Source organism: Mesorhizobium sp. P2_E10, assembly GCF_056404235.1.
The window spans coordinates 126029-148770 of record NZ_JBFUEK010000007.1; the positions used below are offsets into that span (position 1 = coordinate 126029).

The window sequence follows — 22742 nt, forward strand, 5'->3', positions numbered from 1 at the left end:
ACGCATCGATAGGAATATTGCTGTTGTGGCTGTTGCTGTTGCTGGCCGCCACCTTGGTTAATGTAGACCTTGGGAGCGACAGTCAAACTCCCACCACCAGCGTCTCCCGTCGTAGTGTTTCCGCCTTCGACGCAGCCGGAGACCAACAGCAACATTCCAACAGCGGCCACAGAATAGCGCATCACGGTGTCGCCGGGGTGGCTGGTGCAGGAGTTGCAGGCGCCGGCGTGACAGGCGCAGCAGCGGCAGCTTTTTCCGCCGCTTCCTTTTCTTTTTGGGTGCAATTGGCGGTCTGGCCCAAGCAGACATCGCCTACTTCCGGCGAGACGGTAACGGTACCGCCTCCAGCATTTCCTGTCGTAGTCTGCCCGCCAGTGGCGCATGCAGATAGCAGAAAAAGCAACGAAACCGCCACGAGGCCGAAATTCTTACGCATCGACTATTCCCCCCAAGCGCCAATACAATGAGCAAGATAGACACGATCTGCTGGACTTGTAAATGTGCGCGCTGTCGAAGGACTGGAAACTAGCGCGTCCGCTTGGTATTCAAGAGGCGAGCAGTAACGCAATGATCGCTTCATCGTCTGCTATCGCCTGCAACTGTCTGTCAATCAGCATTCGTCCCATCTTGGCGTCCAGCAGCGCAGACATATCGGCCTGATGTGGCTGTTCTATCGGTATGCCGCGAAGCAAAGCGGCGAGGACTTCCGGCGAGAGGTCCAGCAGTTCGGCGAGTTCGGGAACAAGCTCGGGATTGCGATGGATGTCGACCGGATTCCAGTCCCGATCCACATAGATTTTCGGGCGCCAATAAATCCCCGGATCACCGCCCGGCGGATGGAGCGGCGGCGCGCTGTCTGATCCCGGCCCGAAATAGCGGTTGCCGAAGTAGCGCTTTCCAAAATACCGATCGCCGAACACTTAGCTCGCGTCCCGGATCACCGCCAACCTGTTGCCATCGGCGTCGACCGAAGCGTTGATGCGGTCTTTCGTGTCGTTCGTGTCGCGATAGATCGCCGTGCCGGTGCCAAGCCCGCTTGCCTTGCCGAGCAGCACGGCGGCGAACAACCGGAAGCTCTGGCGGACCGTCAGACCAGTCTCTACGCCAGCCGTACGGTCAAGCAGCGCATCGGCGTTGGCGTTTGCGGTCGGGATGTCGCTGACTGCGGCAGGAGCTGCTGGCAGGTTGTCGGTCTTCGACTTAACGGCCAGCACGTTGCCATTGATGGTGGTGTCATTGCCCGACAGCGTGGAAAGCTGGGTGTCCAGGTTAGCCGAAGCCAGGCCGACCGCAGTACGGACGCCCGGCGCGTCCAGATCGTTGAAGCCGGTCACGCCGGTTCCCTTGGCAAGGACGATGTTCGTGCCGGCGGTCAACAGGCGTGTAGCGGTCGACCAGACAGCATCGAGGGCGTTCGCTGCGAACTTGGCGGAGGTCAGCGCGCCAGTGGCGATCGAGCCCGCCGTTATGGCGCCGGAGCCCCATGCAGTGCCGCCAGCGTTCACCACGTTGACGCCAAGCTGTGCGGTGCCGGTAGCGATAGCGGCGTTTGCGATGTTCTTCAGGTTCACCTCGATAATGCCCGCTGTCGAAGGCGTCGCCGCAGCGGTGCCGAGCAGCTGCGTCATGTTCGACTTCACCACGCCCGAAGTGAAATCAAGCTGGCCGGTGCCAGTGCCTGCCGACAGCAGGACGCTTGCGCCGATATCGCGCGCGGTCTGCGTGGTGCCCGCAATCTTGATCACGTCGACGCGACCGTTGCTGTCGACCAAAGCGGTGGTGCCGGTCGTCGTGTCGCGGCGGAAAAGCTCAATGACGCGCGTCACCGGCGCCATGCTGGCCTGCGTGATGTGGACGCAGTATTCCTCCGCATCCGATGTCGAGGCAATCGTGGTGTCCTCGTCGATCGTCAGCGAGTAAACGCCAGGCATGTTCGCCGCAGAAAGTTCGGCAACGGTGGGCGTCGTGTAGACGGTCGCGGTGCCGCCATTGCGACTGCGATAGACCGTAAACGTGGTCAGGCCGGTCTTGCGCGTCTTGAGGTCGACGCTATCGACCGCGACGAAGAAAATCAGCTGATCGGTTTTGCCGCTCGGAATCCTCATGTCATGGTCCCAGCGCTGTGTCGCCGTTCAAGGCGACGCTGAAAAAATCGATCTCTGCGTTCGGATCAAGGAAATTGTTGCCTATGCCGACCCATCCGCCCGCTGTGACGGCGGAGTCCGTTTGGGATAGGTCCCAAGTGCCGGGTTCACTCGCGCCATCATGCCAAATTCTCGTTTGAAGAGATGTGCCGATAAATCTGGACCTGCTCCAAATCCAAGAATTTACCGTATAGTTCGGCGCTGGCCCATTCGGCTGTGTGCCCAATGTAGTAGCTGTGCCGGCTACGCCTTTTACAAGATAGTCTTTGTAGAGAGTGTTGAGGCTCGATGTCGCGAGGATGCCCGCGTAAAATGTCCATGCAGTGCCAACGCCGGAACCTCGAACAATAGCCTGAGCAAAATCGTTGCCAGCGGACCACGAAGTGATCGCCCGCGAGCGCATCAGGATTTCAACGTCTGCGACCGCAGGAATTTTGTCCCATGACAAAAGGCCGCGTGTTGGGCTTCCCGATTTCGTCCAACGTAGTGCTTTGCCTGCGAGCGACCCAGAAGATGTCTGGACGAGTGCGGTCCAACCCGTGAGATCGAAACGCCGCGTCCAATCGGATGGTTGAGCGCCTACGGCGTATTCAGAGAAGAAGGTCTTGTACTGATTTTGCCCGATGATAGGCGCCAGAAGGCCATCCATGAACTGGATCGGCTGCATCGGGTAGAATTGCCCGTCGAACATTAGCTGTTCAGGTCCACCGCTGCGACGGCATCGGCCTTGGCCTTCAGGGCGTTGAACTCGGCCGTCATCTTCGTAAGCTGGGCCTTGATCGTCGCCTCGTAGGCGTTGCTGGTGCCGTAGGCGGTCACCGTGGCGATGACATCGGCAAAGTCATTCGGGATGGCGGCAAGCGCCGTCGACGCGGTGCCGGCGTTCGCCTTGACCTTGATCATCACCTGACGCTGATCGCTCAGACGCGCGGCGATTGCCGCCATTCCTACTTCGACTTCACTGGTTGTAGCCATTTGGCGCTCCTGCGGTTTGGGGCTGCTGCTGCATCATCGGGACCACGCCGGAGATGCGGCCTTGTGCGTCCTTCACGACCTGTTTCGGCGCGGTCAGGGCCTGCACGACCGCCGCCATGAATTGGGCGAACTGCTCGCGCTGGGTGGCGAGTTCCTTCAGCACGGCCTCGCCGCCGATCGGGTCGATTTGTATGGGAGGCGGAACGATGCCCTGAGCGACCAGCGCCTGGTTTTGGTCTTTGGCAGCGCCGATCTGTTTCGAGCGCAGATCGAACTGCTTTTCCCTCATGGTCATGTCATGTTGTTCGCGCTTGAACTGCATATCCTGGGCGTTCGCTTCCTGCTTGGCCTTGAAATCAACCGCTTTTGCCGTCGCGTCCGCCTCTCGCGTCTTCGCTTCCGCTTCAGCCTTTTGTTGTTCGGGGCTAGGCTGTGGTGCCTGAGGGTTTGCGGCCTTCGCCTTGGCATCGGTCACCATCTTTTCAAGCACGTCCTCGACCGACTTGCCGAGGTTGAACAGGCGCGAGTTCGCGGCGAAGATTTCGACCGCGACTTCCTTCGACAGCGCACCAGACTGGACCAGCGGACCGACAGCGGCCCAATAGGCGCCGGCACCTTGCAGGAACTCGGCTGCTTCGGCCTTCTGCCGCGACAGGTCGGCCTTGACCGTCGAATCGCTCTCGACATCAATCCGGTACATGGACGAAAGCTTCTGACCCAAAAGCTGCTGGGTGGCCTGCATCTGGGCAAGCTTGGCCCGGCGGGCCTTTTCAGCCATCTGTGCGGCTGCCACGGCCTGCTGATATTGCTGCATCGTTTCCGGCGGCACTTGGGCGCCCTGCGGCGGTGATGGCGGCGGCTGGATTGGTGTCAGATCCTGCTGGGTCGGGATAAGCTGGACGCCGGTCATCTGCTGCAGTGTTTCATGCGAAAACTTGGCCGGGATGATTTCGGACATCATCGCGAACAGGTCGCGCGCGCCGCGTTCCATCATGCGCTGCATCTTCTGGATCCGCAGCGAGCCCCATTGCGTCTTAATCTGCTGCGCGCCAAGCGTCTCGCCGGCCTTCGAAGCACCGCGCACGATGTCGGAGATCCCCGTGATCTCGTAAATTGCCTGTTTGGTCTGCTCGCGAGACGCGTACAGCTCGCGCAGCACCAGGATGAACTTTTCCACGGGCCAGAACGCGACCGCTCCTGAGAGCCCCCCATTGGCTGCCCAGATTTCAGCGTTGCCGATCGCGACAAATTCAGTGTCGTCGGCCGCCAGCATGTTGGCGATGTCGCCAGCATCGCCCGGATACCAGCCCTTGACCCTCATGTGGTTGGTGATGACGGCAATGCGCTTGGTCGCCAAGTCGAGTTCGTCGGCGAGCTTGCAATAGACGGAGAAGGGGTTGACCGGCATCAGCCTGCCGGTGAGTTCGATCGGCTGGACCGGCGTACCAATGCAGTAGAAATTCGTCAGGCCAAGCGGGTCGGGCAGCGTCTTCAGCATCACGCCGTTATCGTCGACGAAATAGACCTTGCGCGTCTTGATGCACCAGATTTCCCAACCGGTCAGGTCGCTGTCGGCTTCGCCGCGCGCCTTCTTTTCCTGGTCGCTGGTCTGGATACCAATCATGGCGGAATCGAACGCGGTATCCTCGTCCTCACGGGACAAGCAGAAGCGAAACGCCTCCCACGGTCGATCTTGCCAGCGCTTGGCCGGGCCGTGACGGTAGTCGCGCCAGCTTACGGCCTCGAATTCGATGCGCTCGTTGGCGAGGCGTTCGGATGGGCCTGCCGCAGGAGTGCCGCCAGATGCCGCTGAATATTCCTCCCCGCTCCCAGGCTCGTCTCCAGCCTCTGAAGCGCCAGTATTTGAATCCGCGTCATCGGCCGCGATTTCATCCTTCGCGTCCTTTATGAAATCGCTCTTGAAACGAAGCCTGACCACGCCGCGACCAGCAAGGAATCCATCCTGTGCCTGGCCCTCCAATTCGACCTGAAGCTTGCTGTCGTCGACCTGGACCTTGATCGACCGCTCGATAATGATGGCGACATCCTTCGCGGCCGGATCTTCATCGTTGAACCGGCGGCGTACGTCCGGCTGCGGCGGACTGTTGATGACCGCCGGCACGATGGTTTCGACGTTGGCGAAAAGGATGTTGAAATCGTAGGTGTTGCCGAGCGGCGTCGACGAACTGTAGTCGCGGTTCGATGTTTCGCCCGTGAAGGCCTTCACGGCCTTTTCGGCGTCGTCCATCCACTGCTTTTCAAGCTTGGTGGCGGAATCGATGCGCGCAAGCCATTTGGAGCCCTCGTCGCGGAGGGCCTGCCCCTGCTTCTGCTCTTCGGGCGTTCGCTTGTCCGATTTGGCCATGCCGGCACAATGGCCGCCCGGCGCGCGAAAAGATTAGCCGCTTGGAATCGGGCTCCGAATGTTCGCTACGATTGTCAATTATGTTCGCAACGACCCAAAGTATCGAAGGGCAACGTGGAGACGCGGAACGCATCAATCTGTTCCCACAGGTAGAGAAACTTTACCGGAAACTCAAAGGTATGGGAAACCCATACCGGACGCGGATTAGTACAATTTGGTTCCGGCTTGGTATTCATCTTAAAATAGATTATCTCTTTGTCGTTTTTGTCGAAGAACTTAATCCCCCACAATGTCTGCCCACCAAGTTGTGACTTCACCGGGTCAATATATGATTTGAACATGTACGAGATCAAGAACCCCGGAGGATCCTTTTGGATCGGATCAGTCAGAACAAATCTTCGAACCATCGTAAAATCGATATTAAAATAGGTTCGAGCCGGCTGAATATCGCTGTTTTTGGTACACCTGTTGTGAAAAGTCTGCTCAATCCTGGGAGAGAACCCTTCGAATTTATAAGTGGATTCGGTGAGAGGACCAATTGGTCCGATAGTGGTGTCGGTGCGAGTCAGCTTCATCCGGTCCGACCAAAACTCAGTTGCTCTAGACACGTGTGGACATATGTAAGATTTGAACTGGCTGAAAGCAGGTCCAGAACTGAGGAGTATCGCGACCGCAATTGCGAATAGCAGCTTCAGCGCAGGCATGGCTTCCTCCCCTACCTCAACCGCTGATAGACATAACACACCTGGCATAAGTGAACAACATTAGTTTTTTCTAATGTTATCTATGTACACTGCCCAAGCGCAATTAGTCAGGTAGAGCCGTCTGCCTTGCCTCTTGCCCAATACGATCTAAGGTGCCAGAAAAGAAGAGAATTAGGGGGGAATTATCATGCGGAAAGTAATAACCATCTCATTTGGACTTGCAGTTTTTCTCGCGCCGCTGCCGGCTTTCGCCGGACCGCCACAATCAGAAATCGAGGGCCTCGGCGAAAAAATGGGCTCCGTTGCAGCTGACTTCGAGACGTGTGACGCATCCAAGATGGCGCATCGCCTCAAGGTCAAATTCGAGCGTATTGCTATCATCTGCACGGAAGACGATGACGGCGAAAGCTCTGCAAACAACGCTTTTAGTCAGGGTTATCTGAATCGACTAAACGACATTGATAGCCAAGGTTTCACTTGCAGGGGCGACAACCGGTCTCGATACGATACCATTATGGATGGACTTGACCGCCTCTACCACTCTTGCGACTCGGAGTGAGGCTAGCCTTGCGCGATCCCTAACAAGTGGGATGCCCTTCATTCCTTCTGCGCGGGCTTGAACTTCCGCACGATGAATTCGAACAGGATGTCCGAGATCCACATCGCCGAGACGCCAATCAGGAAGGCCGCGGCGAGTGTCGTAGTATCGTCGGCTGGGTCCGGAATCGGCAAGCCCGTCGCCTTGAAATAGGTCACCACCGGCAAGGTCAGATAGGCAGCCGCCAGCGCACCGCAGATCGGCGATGCCACCATCTCGCGGATCTTGTACCGATGACGCGAAAGCGCTCTTAGGACGCCCCCAGCCAGCCCAGCGGCCACGACCGGGCCTTTGATCCCGAGCAGATCGAAGAATTCATGCATTGGGCTTCCACCCGCACCATCTGGCGCCCTGCCCGTTGAAGGCGTTCATTTCGTCCAGCTCTGGCCGGGTCATAGCCGCGATGACAGCCGAAGACGGCCGGCGCGGCTTGTTGTGATCGCACCAGACTTGCCGGGGATTGTCGACCGGCGCCGAGGTGACGCAGCCGGCGAGCACCAGGCAGAGGCAGAGAGCTTTCAACGCTTGGCCCATTTCTCAGCCTCCGCTCTTGCATCAGCGTCCGTCATGCCGGCGGCGTTGCGCTCCGCTGCTGTAGCCTCACGGTCCATTTCTAGGCGGTCCTGGGCAGCGGCAAGCTCTTTGGCGGCCTGCTGGGCTCTATCCTTCTTCGCGCGGTTGATACCGCCCGCGATATAGATCCCGATCGAGCCGACGACGCCTGCGAAAAGGGTCATGATGACCTTGTTGCCGATCACGGCGCTGAACAGCCAGGCGAGGACCGCGCTCATTTGTGCAGCCTTGTCGTGGCCCGGATTCGGCCCCAGATCATCCCGGCGCTCATGGCGAACCCGATCAGCGACGCGCCCAGCTCATGGATGTTTCCGGTGAAATCGCCGGTCGAAAAGTCGATGTTGATCCCGGCGAGCCCGGCGGAGTTGAGCAGCGAGAAAACACCCGCCCACACCGCGACTGACTGCCACCACGGCTTTGCATTTTCCATCATCATTTCCTCTTGAAGATTGCGCCGACGATGGCGAACAACAGGCGCCAGAACCAATTGCGTTCGACCGTCACGGTATCTGTCGTTGGTGTAGGTGCGGGATAGACAATTGGCGGGGCCGCAGGAGGCGCCACAGGGGCGGCAAGCGTTGGTTGAGCGGGAATAGTGGGAGGAACGGGCGCTGGCGGGGCCGCTGCCGGCTGCACCGTCATCTTGAGCGCCTGAGCGCGCACGGACGACACGCGGTCGCTCCAGCCCTTACCGAACACCGGCCATGTTGGAAGACGCTTCAGGAACGCCAGACGGTCATCGCAGAGCGCGTCGATGATGACACCGGCCGGCTTTGCCTTCACCGCGGCGATGGTCGCTGGGCCGATGCGCCCGTCTTGCGGAACACCTGCCACGGCCTGCAGATACTTCGCCGCGCGACCAGGCCCGCTGTTCACGGCGAAGTCGAATACCGCGTAGTCGACGCCATCGGGCAGTTCGGCACCGGCCACTGCGTCCCAGTAGAAGCGGCGATAGACGGTCGACAGCTGGGCATCGGTGATTTTCTTCAGGTCGGCCTTGGTGGCATCGGGCTTTACGAAGCGGCGGAAATTGGCGAGCGTGACGCCCTTCATCGTAGCGCCGCCGGGATCGGCCGGATTGTCGGACCAGCCGCCTTCGGATTTCAGAATCAGCGCGAGCGCGTGAGTAAAATTGCGATCCATGGCCCTACGCCCAAGCCCGCAAGACGAGTTTCCAGTTAGCATTGGTAAGGGCGACATTGTTGCCGGTTGTCCCGTGGATATACTCCAAGCAACCGCTGTCGCTGGCGTACCGGACCGTTAAGTTGGTGGCATCCACTTTCACCGAAAGCCCGCGAGCCGGGGAACCGTCATGCTTGCCTATTTCCATGGTGACTTCTTCACCGATTGCGTACCCGTTTTCGGCGGTAACGCACTGAAGCGCCGCTACGACAAGCTTAGGCGATGCGCCGAGACTGTGAGCGATTGTGAGGGCGCCTGCGGACGTGATCGTCTGCTGAGCGCTTTCGAACGACTTTGTGAATGGAAGCGTTGCCCAGCTTGGCGCCGTCGCGCCTGCGTTCATCAGCAGTGCCTGCCCGGCGGTGCCCTTGGGGAGCCTGACTAGAGCTTTGGCGCTTGATGCATAGAAGAGGTCGCCAGCGACCACCGATGCGGGGAACGGAACGAAGGTCTGTGCGGCAGCGCCATCGCCGATGAGCAAGACATTGTCGTCGGTATCCCACTGGATATCGCCTTCGGCAGTCGGCGTCGGCGCGGCGCTCTGTTTTAGCGTTAGTGTTGGCGTGACGATGGTTGCCGATGCTGCAATGGCGAGCGGCGCACCACTAGCACGCTGATAGCTGACGCATAGCCAGTTGCCTGAGCCCTTGGACCTAACCCTGGCCACGTCGCCGGCCGCTGTGGTGATGTTCGCCGCGCCTGGCAGAATAAGGCTGGTTGCGTTGTGCGTGAACGTCAGGATGCCTTGGAACACCAATTCGCGCTCGGCACCGGCCGCGAGCGTCCCGAGCGCGGTAATCGTGACCGTACCCGTCACGTTGATAATCGAGCCGGTCGAGTTCGCCAGATTGAGCGTTGCGGCCGACGCCATGTCGGCGCCGTACAGGTTGAAATTGTCGTTGCCACCCACTGCGGTGGACGACCCGGAGCCGCCGGCAGATACTGGCCTGGCCGCATTGGCATCGGCGACAAGATCGGCCACCAGCGCATTGTACGGCGCGCTCTGGACGGTCGTGTTCGGCGTGGCCGTGGTCCCCGGAGGGGCCGAGTATACTCCACCAGCGCGAGGCATCGGCGCTCCAATCGTTGGGCTGGAGTGCAGACTGAAATTAGCAGCACGAAATCATAAGCCGCTTGGAATCGCGCTAGGAGCGGCCTAACACATCGTCGGCAAAGACATGGGAGGGCACGTGGCGAAAAAACTGCCGAATCGAACACCAGTCATTATCTTGTCAATCTTTTGTTGTTGACTTATATGGCAACAATCGAGCAGCTAGAGAAAGGCGATGTGCTCCTCCTGGTGGAGCTCGAACTCGCTCGTGGTGACTATGCAGACCGGTGGTTTTACGCTTATCGAACATTTATGGCATGGTTGAAGGGGCCAGTTTTGGGAGCTACGTCTTTTTATCCGGAAGACATTCGACCTGCCCTTCAAGCGCAAAGCATTCTGAGAGATTACATCTCAGGGAAGCCAATGATCGGGACAAAGGCCTTTCGAAAGATGCGACCTTTAACCGATGACGTTTGGGAGTTTCGCACGCCCGACCTGCGCTTCTTTGGTTGGTTCCACAAGCCTAATTGTTTCGTCGCTGTCTCAGGCGCTTTGTTCAAGGACCTCAAAGCTGACAAATCGCTTTATGAGAAGCATCGGATCGCCGTTATCGAGGCCCGGAAGGCTATCGAACTGGACGAACCTAAATATCTCGCCGGAGCTGGAGAAGATGATGTCGTTTCAGAGTGAAGAACCCAGTGGGCGTTTTACCCTAGATCCGAAGGATGAGGCTGTTGCCTCGTTCGTGGCTCTGGTAGGCCGTCGGCTGCAAGCTGCCTTCACGAACCGCGTGAAGTCTATGAAGCTCACCAAACAGGCGATTGCTTCTGAGTTGGGCGTCAACAGATCTCAAATCCATCGCTGGCTGTCCGGCTACAGCAACCTCACGTTGGAGTCTGTGGCTCTCTTGGTTTGGGCTATGCGGGGTAACCCATTATTCGATATAGACTTGGAACAACCCGATAATACCCGAAATCAACCCGCTTCGAATATGGCGATTATATCGCCGTCACACTTTGCGTCGTCTAATAGCGCTAATACCATTATCTTAGCAGGTACGATGCGTGAGATGGAGATGGCGCAGTGAATAACCTGCGTGGTACGACAATATTCTGTGACGATATACGTCAAGAAATTTCCAGTAAACATATTCTCGTTGGCGTGTATTCCGGCGATATGATCCCGCCAAACTTTCCGTCATTTGTGACATTGGCTCTTTGGGTCACAGTGGTCGGATTGGAAGTTGGCACCCATCCGTTCAAAATCGTTGCGACAGCCCCGAATGGTACGCCTTGTATCCAAAATGAGAATGTGGTTCACGTCAGAGATGGCAGTCGGCCAACAATCTTTATTCTGGGTGCGTCTGTTTTCTCGGTGGATAGAACGGGCGATATTGTTGTGACCCTTTCACTTTCCAATGGTCAGCCATTCGAAGTTGGCCGAATTGGAGTGCTATCACCAGACGCCACTCCGAATATCATCTCCCGGTCCGTCGCCTCCTGATCATCGCCTCAACGGCTTCCTTGACCGTCTGGGTGCTGCGAATCGATCCATCTGGCATCGCCGTATAGGTGTCCTTGCTCTCCGGCTTCGGTTTCACCGTGGCCACGATAGCTTCTTTCCAGGACAGCCCGAGATAGCGGAACGCCGACGCGTAGTGCTCGCCCCAATTCTTTACCGGGGTGTTGATGAAGACCTTCTTGTCCTCGTCGTATTCGCGGCGAAACACCTTCAGCCCCTCCAGGCCATCGTTCACACGCTCGTTGTTGGCGAAGCGGGCAACCTTGATCGTCTGCAGGCCGGCGTTGACGCCATCGGCAAAGCTGGCCATGCCGACCATCTTGGGCTTGCGGCCATGTTCCTTCAGAGTCTGGAGGCGCGTCCGTGAGGTTCCCCACTGCGGATGCAGGATGTCATGCGGAACATAGTCGTTGCCGTGGTAGACCTTGCTGTCGAGCCATTTGCACCAATCGGCGATGTCCTCGCTTTCCGGCACGAAGAAATCGACGATGTACGGGACGCCGTGGATGACCTGGAAACACCAAATTGGGTTGTTTGCCGCCTTGCCCAGATCCCACGCGGTATGAACCGGATAGTCTGGATCGACCTCGACCACGCCACCTATGCGGCCCTCGCGCTCCGCTCTCGCGATTTCCGAGCCCCAGTAGGAGCCGATCAGTGCGCCAGCGAATGAGCAGTAAAACTCCTGGTCGATCAGAAGGTCTGCCGTCTCTTTGCCGAACAGGCCCGTGTAGATCACGCGCTGTTCCTCAATACTGATTTCGTCGATGGCGCCAGTGACATTGGCAGGCAGGACTTCGCTGAACCAGCCGCGCGGATTCGTGACCGGGTGAAAGACGTTGCCCTTCACCGCGTCGAGCATGCCCTTGGCGTGGTTGTTGCCGCGCGGCGTGGTGATGAACGAGGCCCAGCCGCCGTTTTCCGCCAGGATCGGCGACAGGTAGGCCCATGCTGCTGGATTGGCGAGCGCCCATTCTGAGAACGTGATGCCGACCGGCGGCGAGCCGACCAGGCTGTTGAAGTTGTCCGACCCGACGACCTGAAACGTTGATCCGACCTTGAAGCGGACGAACATCTCATTGTCGTTCATGTTTTCGATCAACGGCTCAGGGAACGCCTCGAAAAGCCGTCGCTTGCCTGTGTGCGGGTTGATCGCATTCCAGATCGCTTTGCGCGCCTGGGCGGCCTCCGGGAGCATGTGCCAGTACGTTCCCGGCCGCTCATGGGCGGAAACCGCATGCATGTTCAGATTGATCTCGTCCTTACCGGCGCGTCGGTGCCATACGAGCAGCTGACGCTTACAACCCTGCTCCCACGTGTCCCATGCCTTCTTTTGATACCAGCGGGGCCGCCAGCCGTTATGAGGAAGCTGGATTGTCGGCATCGGGTTTCACCGCATCAGCCAGCTTCAGCACCTGGACGACGAGCGGCCCGCCGCCCTTGCCGGACAGCTCCGTCTTGTCGGAAAGGCCCAGATCCCGAGCGATGATGTTGGCGTTCAACAGGTCAGCCGAGGCCCCTTCAAACTTCTGGGTGAAGATAATTTCCTCTACGCGCGTCGTGACTGGCAGAAAGCCATCGCGCTCGCGGTAGCCGTCCCACGTCCTGCGAGCGATATCGAGGAAGATGCAAAGCCCGTCGATCGTCATTGCGCGCATCTTGGCAAGGCTCTCAATCTTCACCTCGCCCTGGTAGGCGAAGGGCTTGGCCTCATAGAGCGGATTGGCGTCCACCCACTCGAAATACTCGCATGCTGCCTCCCAAAGCTCGTCAGGCGTCGAGAAGATCGGGTTGCGGCCATGTGAGCTGCGCGCTTTCCAGAATTGGTTTCCTGCTGGTGCTGACATCACTCTTCCTGGCCTTTCGGCTGATCGCCCTTCCATTTCCGGTTTCGCCACCACGGATTCGGCGAGCGATCGATCCCGCCATCTGCGGCCGGAGGCAGAATGCTGCCGTCCTCGTCGAGCCCGGCCATTGCCGAAATGCGCTTCCATTCATCGTCGCGCGTCATGCGCTTTCCTTCAGTCTGATCTGGACGAGCCGCACGTTGATGCCGAGCCGTTTGGCGATTTCCCGAGCCGGCATGCCGAGCGCCTTCATTTCGCGGATCGACTTCCGCCGCTGTAATGCCTGCAGGCGACCGCGGTGCTTGAACGATCGATTGGCCCGGACATCGCCCTGTTGCCGAGCCCGTGCGACGTACTGGACGACGGTCGTCACCGAAATGTCCAGACACTCCGCAATCTTCTCGTAGGTCGCCAGCTCTGAGTACAAATCCAACGCGCGGTTCCTCTTGCGCGCCACGGCGTCGACCGTCTTGCCGCCCTTTTTGTTGAAACTGCTGAACGCGTGAAACGGGAGCGCTGGCCGGTGTTCTGATCGATGCCGATGCTTCATTTCTCGACCGCCTTTCCTGCCACATAGTCAGCCGGGTCAATCTTCCTGACCGGCGACGCCGCACCGAATGTTCCGAGCTGCCATTCGCGGAAGACCCGCTTTCCGTGCGGGTCGAAGGTGGCCGCTGCTCCCGTCCGGAGCCACGCTGGCGCCTTGGCTGCGGCGCGCTTCATTTTCTTGGCCTGTCGCTTTTCCTTCCGGCTTTGCTTAGGGCCGATCGGCACCGGGCCGGCGGAGAGGATCTTGTTCGAAATCCAGTCCGCGCGCTTTTCCGCTGGCGAGATCGGCTCGCCTTCCATCCGGTCGAGCGCGCGCCAAGCCTCCGCATTGGTCGGGAACGGCCCGGCCAGTGTTTCGCCGCCGTCGACCACGACGAAGCCGCCGCCGCCCTCAATCACCGTCATGGGCGGAAATCCATCAGCTCGTAGAGCATGTCAAAGCGAGCGCTTTTCGGCCTTTCCTTGACGGTCGGGCTAGTTTCCAGACGCCGTTCCCGTTCAAGTCGGTCCTGCTTCTCGCCTTCGGTTTCAAAACGTCGGATAGGCACACCCTTTTGCTTTATGGCCGCCAGGACGATTGCCAGCTTCTCGTCATCCAGGTTCGACTTGAACGGCAGGCGCTTGCCGTTTTCGATCAGGTCCACGGCCCAGCCCCATGCCGCCATGCGGTATTCTATGACGTGCGTTGGCCGGCGGTACTTGAAGGGCTTGTCGCCGGTGCGCGCCAGGCGTTCCGCGTTCGAGGCGCCGAGCAGCTTTGCCGCCATCCGCTGTTCTTTTTCGCCGAGGCCGGATAGCGCCGTTGGCGGCTGGTAGCCGGCCAGCAGCTTCGCAGCCATCCGCTGCAACTGCAGTTCCGAAAATTCGTCGGCATCGTCATTCATGCGACACCTGTCGGTACAAAATTGTCATCTTGTCGGTACAAAATTGTACAGCGCGCCTCTTCGCCCGTGCTGATCATGCGACATGACCCCCGCCAGGCTGGTTGCTGCGATAGGTCAAGCGGACGATTTCGGCCTCAACGGCCGACCAGAACGCGCCCAAATGCTCATCTTGCTCGTCGCCCGCGATGCCGGCCTTTGCCATTTGCCGCAACAGGGCGTCGGTCACTTGGTCCCGGTACGATTCGGCGGCCCGGTCAGTCGGCTTCGCAAGCATCTTCTCTGCTGTCGATCGGATGCGGCCTACGCGTTTTCCCATCGGGAACATGATGACTTGGCAAGGCGGGGACCAGTCAAACAGGGTCGGCTGCATGTCCGCCTCCGGCTGTATGGCTATGGTAGAATAAGGATGTCACGAAAACCGTGACGGTTTGGCTCGGCGAACCCCCGCTTTCGTCACGCTTTTTGGGACGGGCTGTCACGGTTTTCATGACGCTACCGCCATTTTCGTCACGGTTTTCAGGACAGGACCGTCACGGTTTTCATGACGGGGTTTTGTTTTTCGGCCGTTGGCGCCGCGTGGATTGTTGGCGCCGGCACCTTGGACCGGGAAATCGCGGCCTTCCTGCCATTCCCGGTAAAGCTTGCGGCCATCCTGCTGCTTGTCGGTGCCCGGCATTTTCAGTTCGGTGATTTCCCAGGCAGGAGACTTGGCGGCTCCGTCGATGCCGAGGCAGGCAGCTTCCGTTTGGAAGAGATAGCCTTTGCGTTGCAGATCACGAATGGCTTCGGCCGCGGTATCGGGACGAACGCCCATCCTCTCAGCAAGCTGGCGGACACTCAGCCGTATCTTGCCGTTGTTATTCTTGTCGGCTCCGCGCCATTCGAACTTGAACCACGGATAGGCGGCTTGCGCGGATGACGACAGAGCGCGCCACGCAGGCCATTCCTGCGTGTGGCGGATAGTCTTTGTCCAATGCTCGGGAGCCTGCTGCTTCGTCTTCATGGCGTTCGCCTTTTCCGGTCGAACAGCATCCGGGAGCTGAATTGGTTCGGCCCGCTGATAAACCCTTGGCGTTTTCCTTGGACAACGTCGGCCTTCTCGACGGCGCATCGTTCGGCTGTCCTCTTTGCCGCCTCTTCGGTGGGATAGACCCAATCGTCCCACGGCCGCCCGGCTGACAGAATCAGCCAGCCTTCTCTGGAGTGTTCGCGACGCTGGCTCATCAGGTCGCCCTCGCCAAGATCAGTCGGCTTTCATGGATCGCTTGAACGGCTTGCAGGGCGGTGAGCTGAAATTCAGATTGAAGCTGAGGCACGATGGCGTGGCGCCGATCGACGGAGCCCAGCGCAAGCCATCTGGCGGCACGCTGGATGTTGGTGTCTTCCCCTGCCGGGTGAGCAGTGCTGGCGGGGGCGCTCAAGCAGCTTGCACCGCGTCTTCGAGGATCACGACCGGGGAATGCAGTCTGTAGATCCCGTGGGCACCGGCGAACGGCCCACCGTGGCTTTCATATTCGGTTTCGATGACAAACCCGAGTTTGCGAAGTTTGTGGGTGTAGTCGGACCACCTAGGGCCGGGATGTGTGATCGGGGTACATCCGGTCTGGCCTGCTTTGACAAGCTGCCGCATTGCCCATGCTACGCGCCCTTCCAGGCGCATCGGAACGCCATCTGGCATTACCTTGACCAAGACTGTGTATTTCCCGGACTTCGCCGCAGATTGCGGGTTAACGCGAGACGCCTCGCCTGTTATTGAATGCACGGTCTGTTCCTTTCGGATTTCAGGGGTGAACTTCGATAATCTGGTCCAGATCAGGCTTGAGCGGCGGTCTGCAAACCGACGCTCAAGCCGCTTCTTTGATGCCCGCCGTGGCGCGAAGACCGAGTTGCTTGGCGACCGGCGCCACAGGCACAACAATCTTTCTACCAATGCGGATAGTTGGAATGTCGCCACGTTTGGCGGCATCATAGGAGCCGTTGCGGCTCAGCCCGTAAAACAGCGCCCCGGCATCGGTTATTGAAATGGTCGGGCGGCTCAATGCGTCTTCCAAGGTCATGTCGCCTGTCCTGCTTTGTTCTGCGCGCGGATCATCCAACGCACTAGTCCAGTAGTACAGCCAGAGAGCCACAGGTTCAAGGGTTAACAAGGGCTTGCGAGCGCTTTCCCCAAGGTATTTCACGCTATCCACCGGTTTTTCTTGCCATGTGAGCAGGCGCGGTGTAGCGCTATGGCATTAAACGGGAGTGCACGGGATGGCGAAAGAGGCGACACGCGGCGGAAAGACCGAGACGCTCACCATCCGGCTGGACCCCAAGACCCGCTTCATTCTGGAATACCTTTCCAGGTTGAAGGGGCAGAACATCACTACGGTGGTTGAGCGTGCGATTGTTGCGGCCGCTTCACAGGAATTGGTCAACGACCCCCAGTGGCCCGATTCGCCAGACGGTTGGCAGCGCTTCTGGGATGTTAGCGATGGCTGTCGGGCGCTACGGATGGCAGCGCGGTCGGAATTCTTTCCGACCTATGAGGAGGAACGTCGCCTGGCCTTTGCAAAGACCCACTGGCCTTTTTTCTACACGTCGGAGGCCCGAGGCTCGTTCATCAATCACTACATCGACGTTCTGTGGCCGAGGATCGATGACTTCATCCAAATCCATGACGATCAAAAGCAGAGCGATTATTTTGCCGCCGGCAAGGCAATGCAGGCCGCCTTGAGGGCGGCACAACTCGCGGCCCCTGAATGGCCAATTCCAGAAAAAGCCAAGCCGCCGGAAAAGCCAAAGCCCACGCCAAACCGCGAACTCGATGACGAAATCCCATTTTGAGGATAGGGAACTATGAAGGGCCACATCCGCGAACGCAGCCCCGGCAAGTGGGCAATCATCCTCGATGTCGGCGAGCCCGATCCGAAGACCGGCAAGAAGAAGCGCAAGTGGCATAGCTTCAGCGGCACCAAACGTGAAGCGCAAAACGAATGCTCCCGTCTGATCACGGCGCTTACCCAAGGCCAGTATGTCGAGCCGACCAAGCAGACCGCAGCCGAATTTTTGGACGAGTGGCTGGGTTTCATCAAGCCATCGGTCGCGCCGAAGACGCACGAGCGCTACACCGAGATTTGTAGAAAGGGACTGGCGCCGCTGATCGGCAGCGTGATCCTTTCCAAATTGAAGACAGACAAGATCGACGCCGCCTTCACCGCCGCGCTGACGAAGCCGCGCACGGACCATCGCAAGAAGAAGGATGGCGAGCAGCCGAAGCCCCTGCCACCGCTGTCACCTCGCACCGTCCACCATTACCGCCGCGTCCTCATCAAAGCGCTAAGCCAAGCGGTGACGTGGGAGAGACTGTCTCGCAACCCAGCGACAGCGACAACACCGCCGAAGATCGAGCGGCAGAAGATGCTTGCCTATGATGTCGGCCAGACGGCTTCCATGCTGGAAACGCTTCGACCCATGCGCATGTACATTCCTGCTCTGTTGGCGGTAACGTGTGGTTTGCGCCGCGGCGAAATTCTCGCGTTGCGCTGGCGACACCTCGACCTTGGCGACAATCGCAGGCAAATGTCGATTGTGGAAAGCGCCGAGCAAACCACCGATGGCGTCCGATACAAGGAGCCAAAGTCAGGCCGTGCGCGGACCGTGGCGCTATCAGCGAGTGTCGTTGCCGAACTGAAGGCACATCGCATCCGGCAGGCCGAGGAACAGCTCCGGCTTGGTCTGCGGCCCGATGGTGACAGCTTTGTCGTTGCCCAGGTCGATGGTGCACCGCTGCAGCCCAGGTCGCTGACACATGAATGGGTTCGGGTGCTTGGAAAGACCTCCCTGCCCCGTATCCGCTTTCACGATTTGCGCCATACCCATGCCTCGCAGATGCTGTCGGCCGGTGTTCATCCGAAGGTCGCGAGCGAACGCTTGGGACACTCGTCGATCGGCATCACACTGGATCTTTATTCGCATGTCATGCCGGGAATGCAGGCTGACGCCGCCGAACAAGTTGACGCGGCATTGCAGGCAGCTATAAGCGACAATCGAAAAGCCAAATAGTTGCAATGTGCGTAGCAAAGCGGCAAATGACCAACTCTCGCCGTCTCAAAAAGCGTAATCAGAACAACTAGTTGGAGGGATGGCCGAGCGGTTTAAGGCACCGGTCTTGAAAACCGGCGTGGGTGCAAGCTCACCGTGGGTTCGAATCCCACTCCCTCCGCCATATTCCTCAGGTCTGATCTCCATTCAAATAGCTGTAGGGAAAAGCTTTCTTTCCTTTGAGTAAGAGAATTTTACAACGAAGCAGCTTCCACGGCTCTTGGGCCGGGCCGGATGGATTTCGCAATTCCAACCAGTTCCCGGCCCGATCACTGAACGCTCAGAAAAACCCCTGCGCTTTGGTCGAGTAGCTGACCAGTAGATTCTTTGTCTGCTGATAGTGGTCGAGCATCATCTTGTGGTTTTCCCGCCCGAAACCGGAAGCTTTGTAGCCACCGAAGGCGGCATGGGCGGGATAGGCGTGATAACAATTGGTCCAAACCCGCCCGGCCTGGATGCCGCGCCCTACCCTGTAGGCGTCGTTACCATTGCGCGACCAGACGCCGGCGCCCAGACCGTAGATGGTATCATTGCCGATACGGATCGCGTCCTCGACGGTCTTGAACGTCGTAACCGACAGCACCGGGCCAAAAATCTCCTCTTGGAAGATCCGCATGCTGTTGTCGCCGCTGAACACAGTCGGCTTCAGAAAGTAGCCCTTCTCCAGGTCGCCACCGAGATGGGCGCGCTCGCCGCCGGTCAAGCATTTGGCGCCCTCCTGCTTGCCGATCTCGATATAGTCAAGGATCTTGGTCAACTGATCTCCGGAAGCCTGCGCGCCCATCTGCGTCAAAGGATCGAGCGGATCGCCGACCTTGATCTTTGCAACGCGGGCCACCGCGCGCTCCATGAATTTGTCGAAGATCGATTCCTGGACGAGCGCCCGCGATGGGCAGGTGCAGACCTCGCCTTTGTTGAAAGCAAAAAGGGCAAAGCCTTCAAGCGCCTTGTCGAAGAATTCGTCGTCGCCATCCATCACGTCGGCCATGAAGATGTTTGGCGACTTGCCGCCCAATTCCATGGTCTGCGGAATCAGGTGCTCTGCCGCATACCCCATGATCTGCCTCCCTGTCGTCGTCTCGCCGGTGAACGACACCTTGGAAATGCGCGGATTGGCGGCGATCGCCCGACCGACCGATCCGCCCGGGCCGGTGATGACGTTGAGCACGCCGGGCGGCAGGATGTCCGCGGTAAGATTGGCGAGGATCAAGAGCGTTAGCGGTGTGTTGGAAGCCGGTTTGATCACCGTGCAATTGCCGGCGGCAAGCGCCGGGGCAATCTTCCAGGCCGCCATAAGCAGCGGGAAGTTCCAGGGAATGATCTGGCCGACGACGCCCAGCGGCTCCTTGAAGTGATAGGCGACAGTGTCGTCATCGATTGTGGAAATGGAGCCTTCGTCGGCTCGGATACAACCAGCGAAGTACCGGAAATGATCGATGGCAAGCGGCACATCGGCGCTCCGCGTCTCGCGGATCGGCTTGCCGTTGTCCAGCGTTTCGGCCAGCGCCAGCAGCTCGAGATTCTCCTCCATCCGATCGGCGACCTTGTTGAGCAGCCGCGACCGCTCGGCCGGTGACAGGCGCGCCCATCCGTCCTTGGCCTTGTAGGCTGCATCGAGCGCCGCTTCCACGTCCGCAGGCGTCGACTTCGCCACCTCGACGAGGCGTTGGCCGTTGATTGGGCTGTAGTCGGTGAAATACTGCCCGTCCAAAGGCGCGACCCATTTTCCACCGATGAAGTTGCCATAGCGGGCTGGAATATTTCCCTTGGAGCGGACGAGTTCGAGGGCGTGCTGGGACATGGCAATTTCCTTGTCTTGATGCCCGGGAACATTCCAAGGCCACGGAAACCCCAGCTTTATGCCCTGCCCCAAGACGCACATTGATTTCGGTCAAAGCACCTTCCGCCCCAGTGCCTAGTCTGCCCTCATCGACAAAGGAGTTGGATCCATGGTCAAGACGATGAAGGCCGCCGTCGTACGGGCATTCGGCAAGCCGCTTACGATCGAGGATGTGCCGGTGCCCGTACCGGGCCCAGGTGAACTGCTCGTCAAGGTTATCGCCTGCGGTGTTTGCCACACCGACCTGCATGCCGCTTCCGGCGACTGGCCGGTGAAGCCTGTGCCGCCCTTCATTCCCGGCCATGAAGTGGCGGGCGTTGTGGCTGCGCTCGGGCCGGGTGTGACAGATTTCAAGGAGGGCGATCCGGTCGGCGTAGCCTGGCTGCACGACGCCTGCCTGAGCTGCGAATATTGCGAGACCGGTTGGGAGACGCTGTGCGAGCATCAGCACGATACCGGCTATAGCTGCGATGGCGGCTTCGCCGAATATGTCATCGCCTCGGCAGCCTTTACCGCGCGCCTTCCAGTTGGTGTCGATTTCGCCCAGATGGCGCCGATCCTGTGCGCTGGCGTCACGACCTACAAGGGGTTGAAAGAGACCGAGGCACGTCCTGGCGAATGGGTGGCGATTTCAGGCATAGGCGGTCTCGGCCATGTGGCGGTCCAGTATGCCAAGGCGATGGGCTTCAAGGTCGTGGCGCTCGACGTCACGCCCGACAAGCTCGCTCTGGCGCGTGCCAGCGGAGCTGATGTGGCCATCGACGCCCGCTCTCCGAACGCAGTGGCCGATGTCCTCAAGGCGACAGGCGGCGGCGCCCACGGCATTCTGGTGACGGCCGTCTCGCCCCCCGCCTTCTCCCAGGCGGTGCATATGGTGCGCCGCAAGGGTACGGTTGCCCTCGTCGGTCTGCCGGCGGGAGAATTCCCGACGCCGATCTTCGATGTCGTGCTGAAGCGCATTACCTTGCGCGGATCAATCGTCGGTACACGACGCGATCTCGACGAGGCCATTGCCTTTGCGGCCGAGGGCAAGGTGCGGGCCGAGATCACCAAGGCGCCGTTGAGCGACATCAACTCGGTCCTCGCGCGGCTCAAGGGAGGTAAGATCGAGGGCCGTATGGTGCTGGATCTCACCGCGCCGATAGAGACCAGCGCGAGGAAGACCGAAGCCGCTTATGCCTAAGCGGAACAGATACTCCGGAATCAATCGCGTATCTCTTCTGAGCGTCCGCGCCGCACCACCGGCGCGGATGTCCCGATCGCCATGCTTGCCGACGCGCCATTTGGTTGCGCCGCAAAAAGACGGCCAACTGGCTCTTGCGGAACCGCTGGCCGGGATGCGAGTTTCGCATGCCCTGCCCGAGGATATCGCCCATGTCCATCCCACTAACTGCTTTGACGACAGCAGCGATCCTGCTTGCCGCGACCGGCCTCACTGAGGCCCGGCCCGACACCCGCACGATGAGCTGCCAGCAGCTCCAGCAACTGATCCAGAGCCAGCGCGCCGTGGTGTTGACCACCGGCCCCAACACCTATGACCGCTATGTGAGGCAATTCGGCAACGAGTGCGACTGGCCTCAGGTGCCGATGTCGGTCTATGTCCCGACCCGTGACGGCCGCTGCCCGGTATACAAGTGCGACGAACCGGTTGGCCTTGTCCCGTGACGGCCACGGCTTCCCGCCAATTACCGATCGCCAGTTGCCGATCGCAAGGAGAATCTCCCCCGGCGCGCGAACCGGCTAGGGGTGTTGCGGCTGCCTTCAAAGGGCGCTGTCCTACCATTAGACGGAGCGGGAAAGGCGGGCTTTGCGTATTTCAGCGACCACCGGAAATGAAAAAACCCGCCATCGTGAGGCAGCGCTGGACAAAAGAAAGGCCCCGAAGCCGCCGTCAATAGCCAGTTTGAATCCACGGATCGGTGTCATACCCTAAGCGCGGATAATGATCCAGGAAGCTTGCGGCCCGATTTGACGGTCGCGCAACAACGGTGCCTGTCGATTTGCAATCCAGTTTCGGGGTCGGCTTGCTGCCAGCCTTCATATGAGCTGCCGAACACGAGGTTGTAGCCTGAGCGGTGGCCACCTTTTTCTTCTCTTTCGCAACAGCTGCTCCGGTGGCGGCCAATACCATTGCTACGCCAAAAACAACGAGTTTCATTGAAACGCCCTCACCCTGCACAATCCGTAATGATTGCGCCTAGTTAACGTTACGTCAACCACATTTTGTCCGCAACGACGGCGAATAGTGCCAGTAAAAAGAGCCCGCCACCTCTCGGCAGCGGGCCAATCCTGCAAATTTGCAGCTTTCTTGTCGGTCTGCTCCCGCTCGTCGTTGCCTTCCCGATCGCCTCGGGGTTCGTCCGCAGTGCACCCACGCCCATGGCCGGTCCAGCCAAGATCGGGCTCTCCATCCGGCGTGTACCATG

The 22742-nt window shown here is 59.3% G+C and carries 33 protein-coding genes and 1 tRNA gene; 9 read left to right on the plus strand and 25 right to left on the minus strand.

From position 1 onward, the window contains the following. Window positions 1-181: 181 nt before the first annotated feature. The 7 genes from AC1D0N_RS19935 to AC1D0N_RS19965 all read right to left on the minus strand — a co-directional run bounded on the left by AC1D0N_RS19935 (window position 182) and on the right by AC1D0N_RS19965 (window position 6188). Window positions 182-436, minus strand: a complete 255-nt coding sequence (locus tag AC1D0N_RS19935) for a hypothetical protein (protein WP_477246852.1) — start codon at window positions 434-436, stop codon at window positions 182-184. 109 nt (window positions 437-545) lie between these two features. Then, a complete protein-coding gene (locus AC1D0N_RS19940) occupies window positions 546-920 on the minus strand; it encodes a hypothetical protein (RefSeq protein ID WP_477246854.1) in 375 nt (124 codons plus the stop codon). Then, window positions 921-2105 (minus strand): hypothetical protein, encoded by a 1185-nt coding sequence (locus tag AC1D0N_RS19945; protein WP_477246856.1) that lies wholly within the window; start codon window positions 2103-2105, stop codon window positions 921-923. 1 nt (window position 2106) lies between these two features. After that, window positions 2107-2835 carry a hypothetical protein gene (locus tag AC1D0N_RS19950; RefSeq protein WP_477246858.1) on the minus strand — a complete coding sequence of 243 codons (729 nt, stop codon included), beginning with the start codon at window positions 2833-2835 and terminating at the stop codon, window positions 2107-2109. Then, the gene (locus tag AC1D0N_RS19955) at window positions 2835-3089 is read right to left on the minus strand and encodes a hypothetical protein (protein WP_477246860.1); all 255 of its coding nucleotides are present in this window, start codon (window positions 3087-3089) and stop codon (window positions 2835-2837) included. The genes AC1D0N_RS19950 and AC1D0N_RS19955 overlap by 1 nt, the downstream gene beginning before the upstream one ends. Before the next feature lie 13 nt (window positions 3090-3102). After that, complete coding sequence (locus tag AC1D0N_RS19960) at window positions 3103-5484, minus strand: hypothetical protein (RefSeq protein ID WP_477246862.1); 2382 nt, start codon at window positions 5482-5484, stop codon at window positions 3103-3105. 74 nt (window positions 5485-5558) lie between these two features. Continuing rightward, on the minus strand, window positions 5559-6188 hold the full coding sequence (locus tag AC1D0N_RS19965) for a hypothetical protein (protein ID WP_477246864.1): 630 nt from the start codon (window positions 6186-6188) through the stop codon (window positions 5559-5561). Between the two features lie 187 nt (window positions 6189-6375). On the opposite strand from AC1D0N_RS19965, the gene AC1D0N_RS19970 reads away from it, so the two are divergent. Continuing rightward, complete coding sequence (locus AC1D0N_RS19970; RefSeq protein ID WP_477246865.1) at window positions 6376-6747, plus strand: hypothetical protein; 372 nt, start codon at window positions 6376-6378, stop codon at window positions 6745-6747. Window positions 6748-6785: 38 nt separating this feature from the next. Here the strand turns inward: AC1D0N_RS19970 and AC1D0N_RS19975 are convergent, their stop codons facing one another. The 6 genes from AC1D0N_RS19975 to AC1D0N_RS20000 are packed head-to-tail and all read right to left on the minus strand — an operon-like array spanning window position 6786 to window position 9523. Beyond that, window positions 6786-7109 (minus strand): hypothetical protein, encoded by a 324-nt coding sequence (locus AC1D0N_RS19975; RefSeq protein WP_477246867.1) that lies wholly within the window; start codon window positions 7107-7109, stop codon window positions 6786-6788. After that, complete coding sequence (locus tag AC1D0N_RS19980; RefSeq protein WP_477246869.1) at window positions 7102-7320, minus strand: hypothetical protein; 219 nt, start codon at window positions 7318-7320, stop codon at window positions 7102-7104. The genes AC1D0N_RS19975 and AC1D0N_RS19980 overlap by 8 nt, the downstream gene beginning before the upstream one ends. Further along, window positions 7305-7577, minus strand: a complete 273-nt coding sequence (locus AC1D0N_RS19985; protein WP_477246871.1) for a hypothetical protein — start codon at window positions 7575-7577, stop codon at window positions 7305-7307. The genes AC1D0N_RS19980 and AC1D0N_RS19985 overlap by 16 nt, the downstream gene beginning before the upstream one ends. Beyond that, a complete protein-coding gene (locus tag AC1D0N_RS19990; protein ID WP_477246872.1) occupies window positions 7574-7789 on the minus strand; it encodes a hypothetical protein in 216 nt (71 codons plus the stop codon). Before AC1D0N_RS19990 ends, AC1D0N_RS19985 begins: the two co-directional genes overlap by 4 nt. A 2-nt stretch (window positions 7790-7791) precedes the next feature. Then, on the minus strand, window positions 7792-8502 hold the full coding sequence (locus AC1D0N_RS19995; protein ID WP_477246874.1) for a glycoside hydrolase family 108 protein: 711 nt from the start codon (window positions 8500-8502) through the stop codon (window positions 7792-7794). Window positions 8503-8506: 4 nt separating this feature from the next. Next, window positions 8507-9523, minus strand: a complete 1017-nt coding sequence (locus AC1D0N_RS20000) for a hypothetical protein (protein ID WP_477246876.1) — start codon at window positions 9521-9523, stop codon at window positions 8507-8509. Window positions 9524-9796: 273 nt separating this feature from the next. On the opposite strand from AC1D0N_RS20000, the gene AC1D0N_RS20005 reads away from it, so the two are divergent. The 3 genes from AC1D0N_RS20005 to AC1D0N_RS20015 are packed head-to-tail and all read left to right on the plus strand — an operon-like array spanning window position 9797 to window position 11095. Continuing rightward, the gene (locus AC1D0N_RS20005; protein ID WP_477246878.1) at window positions 9797-10282 is read left to right on the plus strand and encodes a hypothetical protein; all 486 of its coding nucleotides are present in this window, start codon (window positions 9797-9799) and stop codon (window positions 10280-10282) included. After that, window positions 10266-10679 (plus strand): helix-turn-helix domain-containing protein, encoded by a 414-nt coding sequence (locus AC1D0N_RS20010; RefSeq protein WP_477246880.1) that lies wholly within the window; start codon window positions 10266-10268, stop codon window positions 10677-10679. Before AC1D0N_RS20005 ends, AC1D0N_RS20010 begins: the two co-directional genes overlap by 17 nt. Then, complete coding sequence (locus AC1D0N_RS20015; RefSeq protein WP_477246882.1) at window positions 10676-11095, plus strand: DUF6941 family protein; 420 nt, start codon at window positions 10676-10678, stop codon at window positions 11093-11095. Before AC1D0N_RS20010 ends, AC1D0N_RS20015 begins: the two co-directional genes overlap by 4 nt. Here AC1D0N_RS20015 and AC1D0N_RS20020 read toward each other — a convergent pair. The 10 genes from AC1D0N_RS20020 to AC1D0N_RS20065 all read right to left on the minus strand — a co-directional run bounded on the left by AC1D0N_RS20020 (window position 11070) and on the right by AC1D0N_RS20065 (window position 16582). Then, entirely contained in the window at window positions 11070-12497 is a 1428-nt protein-coding gene (locus tag AC1D0N_RS20020; protein WP_477246884.1) for a hypothetical protein, read from the minus strand. The genes AC1D0N_RS20015 and AC1D0N_RS20020 overlap by 26 nt on opposite strands. Then, the gene (locus AC1D0N_RS20025; protein WP_477246885.1) at window positions 12472-12960 is read right to left on the minus strand and encodes a DNA-packaging protein; all 489 of its coding nucleotides are present in this window, start codon (window positions 12958-12960) and stop codon (window positions 12472-12474) included. Before AC1D0N_RS20025 ends, AC1D0N_RS20020 begins: the two co-directional genes overlap by 26 nt. Further along, window positions 12960-13124: a hypothetical protein gene (locus AC1D0N_RS20030; RefSeq protein ID WP_477246887.1), complete on the minus strand. Its 165-nt coding sequence runs from the start codon at window positions 13122-13124 to the stop codon at window positions 12960-12962. Before AC1D0N_RS20030 ends, AC1D0N_RS20025 begins: the two co-directional genes overlap by 1 nt. Then, window positions 13121-13510, minus strand: coding sequence for a helix-turn-helix domain-containing protein (locus AC1D0N_RS20035; protein WP_477246888.1), 390 nt, complete (start codon window positions 13508-13510; stop codon window positions 13121-13123). Before AC1D0N_RS20035 ends, AC1D0N_RS20030 begins: the two co-directional genes overlap by 4 nt. Continuing rightward, window positions 13507-13881 (minus strand): hypothetical protein, encoded by a 375-nt coding sequence (locus AC1D0N_RS20040; RefSeq protein WP_477246890.1) that lies wholly within the window; start codon window positions 13879-13881, stop codon window positions 13507-13509. Before AC1D0N_RS20040 ends, AC1D0N_RS20035 begins: the two co-directional genes overlap by 4 nt. 29 nt (window positions 13882-13910) lie before the next feature. Next, the gene (locus tag AC1D0N_RS20045; RefSeq protein WP_477246892.1) at window positions 13911-14393 is read right to left on the minus strand and encodes a hypothetical protein; all 483 of its coding nucleotides are present in this window, start codon (window positions 14391-14393) and stop codon (window positions 13911-13913) included. A 73-nt stretch (window positions 14394-14466) separates the two neighbouring features. Further along, a complete protein-coding gene (locus AC1D0N_RS20050) occupies window positions 14467-14763 on the minus strand; it encodes a DUF6074 family protein (RefSeq protein ID WP_477246894.1) in 297 nt (98 codons plus the stop codon). 114 nt (window positions 14764-14877) lie between these two features. Further along, window positions 14878-15504 carry a hypothetical protein gene (locus tag AC1D0N_RS20055; protein ID WP_477246896.1) on the minus strand — a complete coding sequence of 209 codons (627 nt, stop codon included), beginning with the start codon at window positions 15502-15504 and terminating at the stop codon, window positions 14878-14880. Window positions 15505-15810: 306 nt separating this feature from the next. Next, complete coding sequence (locus AC1D0N_RS20060) at window positions 15811-16071, minus strand: winged helix domain-containing protein (RefSeq protein WP_477247194.1); 261 nt, start codon at window positions 16069-16071, stop codon at window positions 15811-15813. A gap of 166 nt (window positions 16072-16237) precedes the next feature. Beyond that, window positions 16238-16582 carry a hypothetical protein gene (locus tag AC1D0N_RS20065; protein ID WP_477246898.1) on the minus strand — a complete coding sequence of 115 codons (345 nt, stop codon included), beginning with the start codon at window positions 16580-16582 and terminating at the stop codon, window positions 16238-16240. 64 nt (window positions 16583-16646) lie between these two features. Between AC1D0N_RS20065 and AC1D0N_RS20070 the strand changes: the two genes are divergently transcribed. From AC1D0N_RS20070 to AC1D0N_RS20080, 3 genes are all read left to right on the plus strand, one after another. After that, window positions 16647-17219 (plus strand): hypothetical protein, encoded by a 573-nt coding sequence (locus AC1D0N_RS20070; RefSeq protein WP_477246899.1) that lies wholly within the window; start codon window positions 16647-16649, stop codon window positions 17217-17219. A gap of 12 nt (window positions 17220-17231) precedes the next feature. Further along, a complete protein-coding gene (locus AC1D0N_RS20075) occupies window positions 17232-18437 on the plus strand; it encodes a tyrosine-type recombinase/integrase (protein WP_477246901.1) in 1206 nt (401 codons plus the stop codon). A 73-nt stretch (window positions 18438-18510) separates the two neighbouring features. Continuing rightward, a tRNA-Ser gene (locus AC1D0N_RS20080) sits at window positions 18511-18600 on the plus strand. 156 nt (window positions 18601-18756) lie between these two features. Here AC1D0N_RS20080 and AC1D0N_RS20085 read toward each other — a convergent pair. After that, window positions 18757-20277, minus strand: coding sequence for an aldehyde dehydrogenase family protein (locus AC1D0N_RS20085; RefSeq protein ID WP_477246902.1), 1521 nt, complete (start codon window positions 20275-20277; stop codon window positions 18757-18759). Between the two features lie 148 nt (window positions 20278-20425). Between AC1D0N_RS20085 and adhP the strand changes: the two genes are divergently transcribed. Next, window positions 20426-21499, plus strand: coding sequence for an alcohol dehydrogenase AdhP (adhP, locus tag AC1D0N_RS20090; protein WP_477246903.1), 1074 nt, complete (start codon window positions 20426-20428; stop codon window positions 21497-21499). Window positions 21500-21690: 191 nt separating this feature from the next. After that, window positions 21691-21981, plus strand: coding sequence for a hypothetical protein (locus AC1D0N_RS20095; RefSeq protein ID WP_477246905.1), 291 nt, complete (start codon window positions 21691-21693; stop codon window positions 21979-21981). Between the two features lie 226 nt (window positions 21982-22207). Here AC1D0N_RS20095 and AC1D0N_RS20100 read toward each other — a convergent pair whose 3' ends face one another. Then, complete coding sequence (locus tag AC1D0N_RS20100; protein ID WP_477246907.1) at window positions 22208-22474, minus strand: hypothetical protein; 267 nt, start codon at window positions 22472-22474, stop codon at window positions 22208-22210. Window positions 22475-22742 lie beyond the last annotated feature (268 nt).

What these genes read in the sequence shown, in the direction of transcription:
- AC1D0N_RS20055 (WP_477246896.1), bottom strand. Translation starts at nt 15,504, where the DNA reads ATGCGCCGTCGAGAAGGCCGACGTTGTCCAAGGAAAACGCCAAGGGTT.
- AC1D0N_RS20035 (WP_477246888.1), bottom strand. Translation starts at nt 13,510, where the DNA reads ATGAAGCATCGGCATCGATCAGAACACCGGCCAGCGCTCCCGTTTCAC.
- AC1D0N_RS20005 (WP_477246878.1), top strand. Translation starts at nt 9,797, where the DNA reads ATGGCAACAATCGAGCAGCTAGAGAAAGGCGATGTGCTCCTCCTGGTG.
- AC1D0N_RS20070 (WP_477246899.1), top strand. Translation starts at nt 16,647, where the DNA reads ATGGCGAAAGAGGCGACACGCGGCGGAAAGACCGAGACGCTCACCATC.
- AC1D0N_RS19935 (WP_477246852.1), bottom strand. Translation starts at nt 436, where the DNA reads ATGCGTAAGAATTTCGGCCTCGTGGCGGTTTCGTTGCTTTTTCTGCTA.
- AC1D0N_RS20060 (WP_477247194.1), bottom strand. Translation starts at nt 16,071, where the DNA reads ATGCCAGATGGCGTTCCGATGCGCCTGGAAGGGCGCGTAGCATGGGCA.
- AC1D0N_RS19975 (WP_477246867.1), bottom strand. Translation starts at nt 7,109, where the DNA reads ATGCATGAATTCTTCGATCTGCTCGGGATCAAAGGCCCGGTCGTGGCC.
- AC1D0N_RS19945 (WP_477246856.1), bottom strand. Translation starts at nt 2,105, where the DNA reads ATGAGGATTCCGAGCGGCAAAACCGATCAGCTGATTTTCTTCGTCGCG.
- AC1D0N_RS20100 (WP_477246907.1), bottom strand. Translation starts at nt 22,474, where the DNA reads ATGAAACTCGTTGTTTTTGGCGTAGCAATGGTATTGGCCGCCACCGGA.
- AC1D0N_RS20095 (WP_477246905.1), top strand. Translation starts at nt 21,691, where the DNA reads ATGTCCATCCCACTAACTGCTTTGACGACAGCAGCGATCCTGCTTGCC.
- AC1D0N_RS19995 (WP_477246874.1), bottom strand. Translation starts at nt 8,502, where the DNA reads ATGGATCGCAATTTTACTCACGCGCTCGCGCTGATTCTGAAATCCGAA.
- AC1D0N_RS19950 (WP_477246858.1), bottom strand. Translation starts at nt 2,835, where the DNA reads ATGTTCGACGGGCAATTCTACCCGATGCAGCCGATCCAGTTCATGGAT.
- AC1D0N_RS20050 (WP_477246894.1), bottom strand. Translation starts at nt 14,763, where the DNA reads ATGCAGCCGACCCTGTTTGACTGGTCCCCGCCTTGCCAAGTCATCATG.
- adhP (WP_477246903.1), top strand. Translation starts at nt 20,426, where the DNA reads ATGGTCAAGACGATGAAGGCCGCCGTCGTACGGGCATTCGGCAAGCCG.
- AC1D0N_RS20010 (WP_477246880.1), top strand. Translation starts at nt 10,266, where the DNA reads ATGTCGTTTCAGAGTGAAGAACCCAGTGGGCGTTTTACCCTAGATCCG.
- AC1D0N_RS19985 (WP_477246871.1), bottom strand. Translation starts at nt 7,577, where the DNA reads ATGAGCGCGGTCCTCGCCTGGCTGTTCAGCGCCGTGATCGGCAACAAG.
- AC1D0N_RS20075 (WP_477246901.1), top strand. Translation starts at nt 17,232, where the DNA reads ATGAAGGGCCACATCCGCGAACGCAGCCCCGGCAAGTGGGCAATCATC.
- AC1D0N_RS20025 (WP_477246885.1), bottom strand. Translation starts at nt 12,960, where the DNA reads ATGTCAGCACCAGCAGGAAACCAATTCTGGAAAGCGCGCAGCTCACAT.
- AC1D0N_RS20020 (WP_477246884.1), bottom strand. Translation starts at nt 12,497, where the DNA reads ATGCCGACAATCCAGCTTCCTCATAACGGCTGGCGGCCCCGCTGGTAT.
- AC1D0N_RS20085 (WP_477246902.1), bottom strand. Translation starts at nt 20,277, where the DNA reads ATGTCCCAGCACGCCCTCGAACTCGTCCGCTCCAAGGGAAATATTCCA.
- AC1D0N_RS20030 (WP_477246887.1), bottom strand. Translation starts at nt 13,124, where the DNA reads ATGACGCGCGACGATGAATGGAAGCGCATTTCGGCAATGGCCGGGCTC.
- AC1D0N_RS19970 (WP_477246865.1), top strand. Translation starts at nt 6,376, where the DNA reads ATGCGGAAAGTAATAACCATCTCATTTGGACTTGCAGTTTTTCTCGCG.
- AC1D0N_RS19960 (WP_477246862.1), bottom strand. Translation starts at nt 5,484, where the DNA reads ATGGCCAAATCGGACAAGCGAACGCCCGAAGAGCAGAAGCAGGGGCAG.
- AC1D0N_RS20045 (WP_477246892.1), bottom strand. Translation starts at nt 14,393, where the DNA reads ATGAATGACGATGCCGACGAATTTTCGGAACTGCAGTTGCAGCGGATG.
- AC1D0N_RS19965 (WP_477246864.1), bottom strand. Translation starts at nt 6,188, where the DNA reads ATGCCTGCGCTGAAGCTGCTATTCGCAATTGCGGTCGCGATACTCCTC.
- AC1D0N_RS19990 (WP_477246872.1), bottom strand. Translation starts at nt 7,789, where the DNA reads ATGGAAAATGCAAAGCCGTGGTGGCAGTCAGTCGCGGTGTGGGCGGGT.
- AC1D0N_RS19980 (WP_477246869.1), bottom strand. Translation starts at nt 7,320, where the DNA reads ATGGGCCAAGCGTTGAAAGCTCTCTGCCTCTGCCTGGTGCTCGCCGGC.
- AC1D0N_RS19955 (WP_477246860.1), bottom strand. Translation starts at nt 3,089, where the DNA reads ATGGCGGCAATCGCCGCGCGTCTGAGCGATCAGCGTCAGGTGATGATC.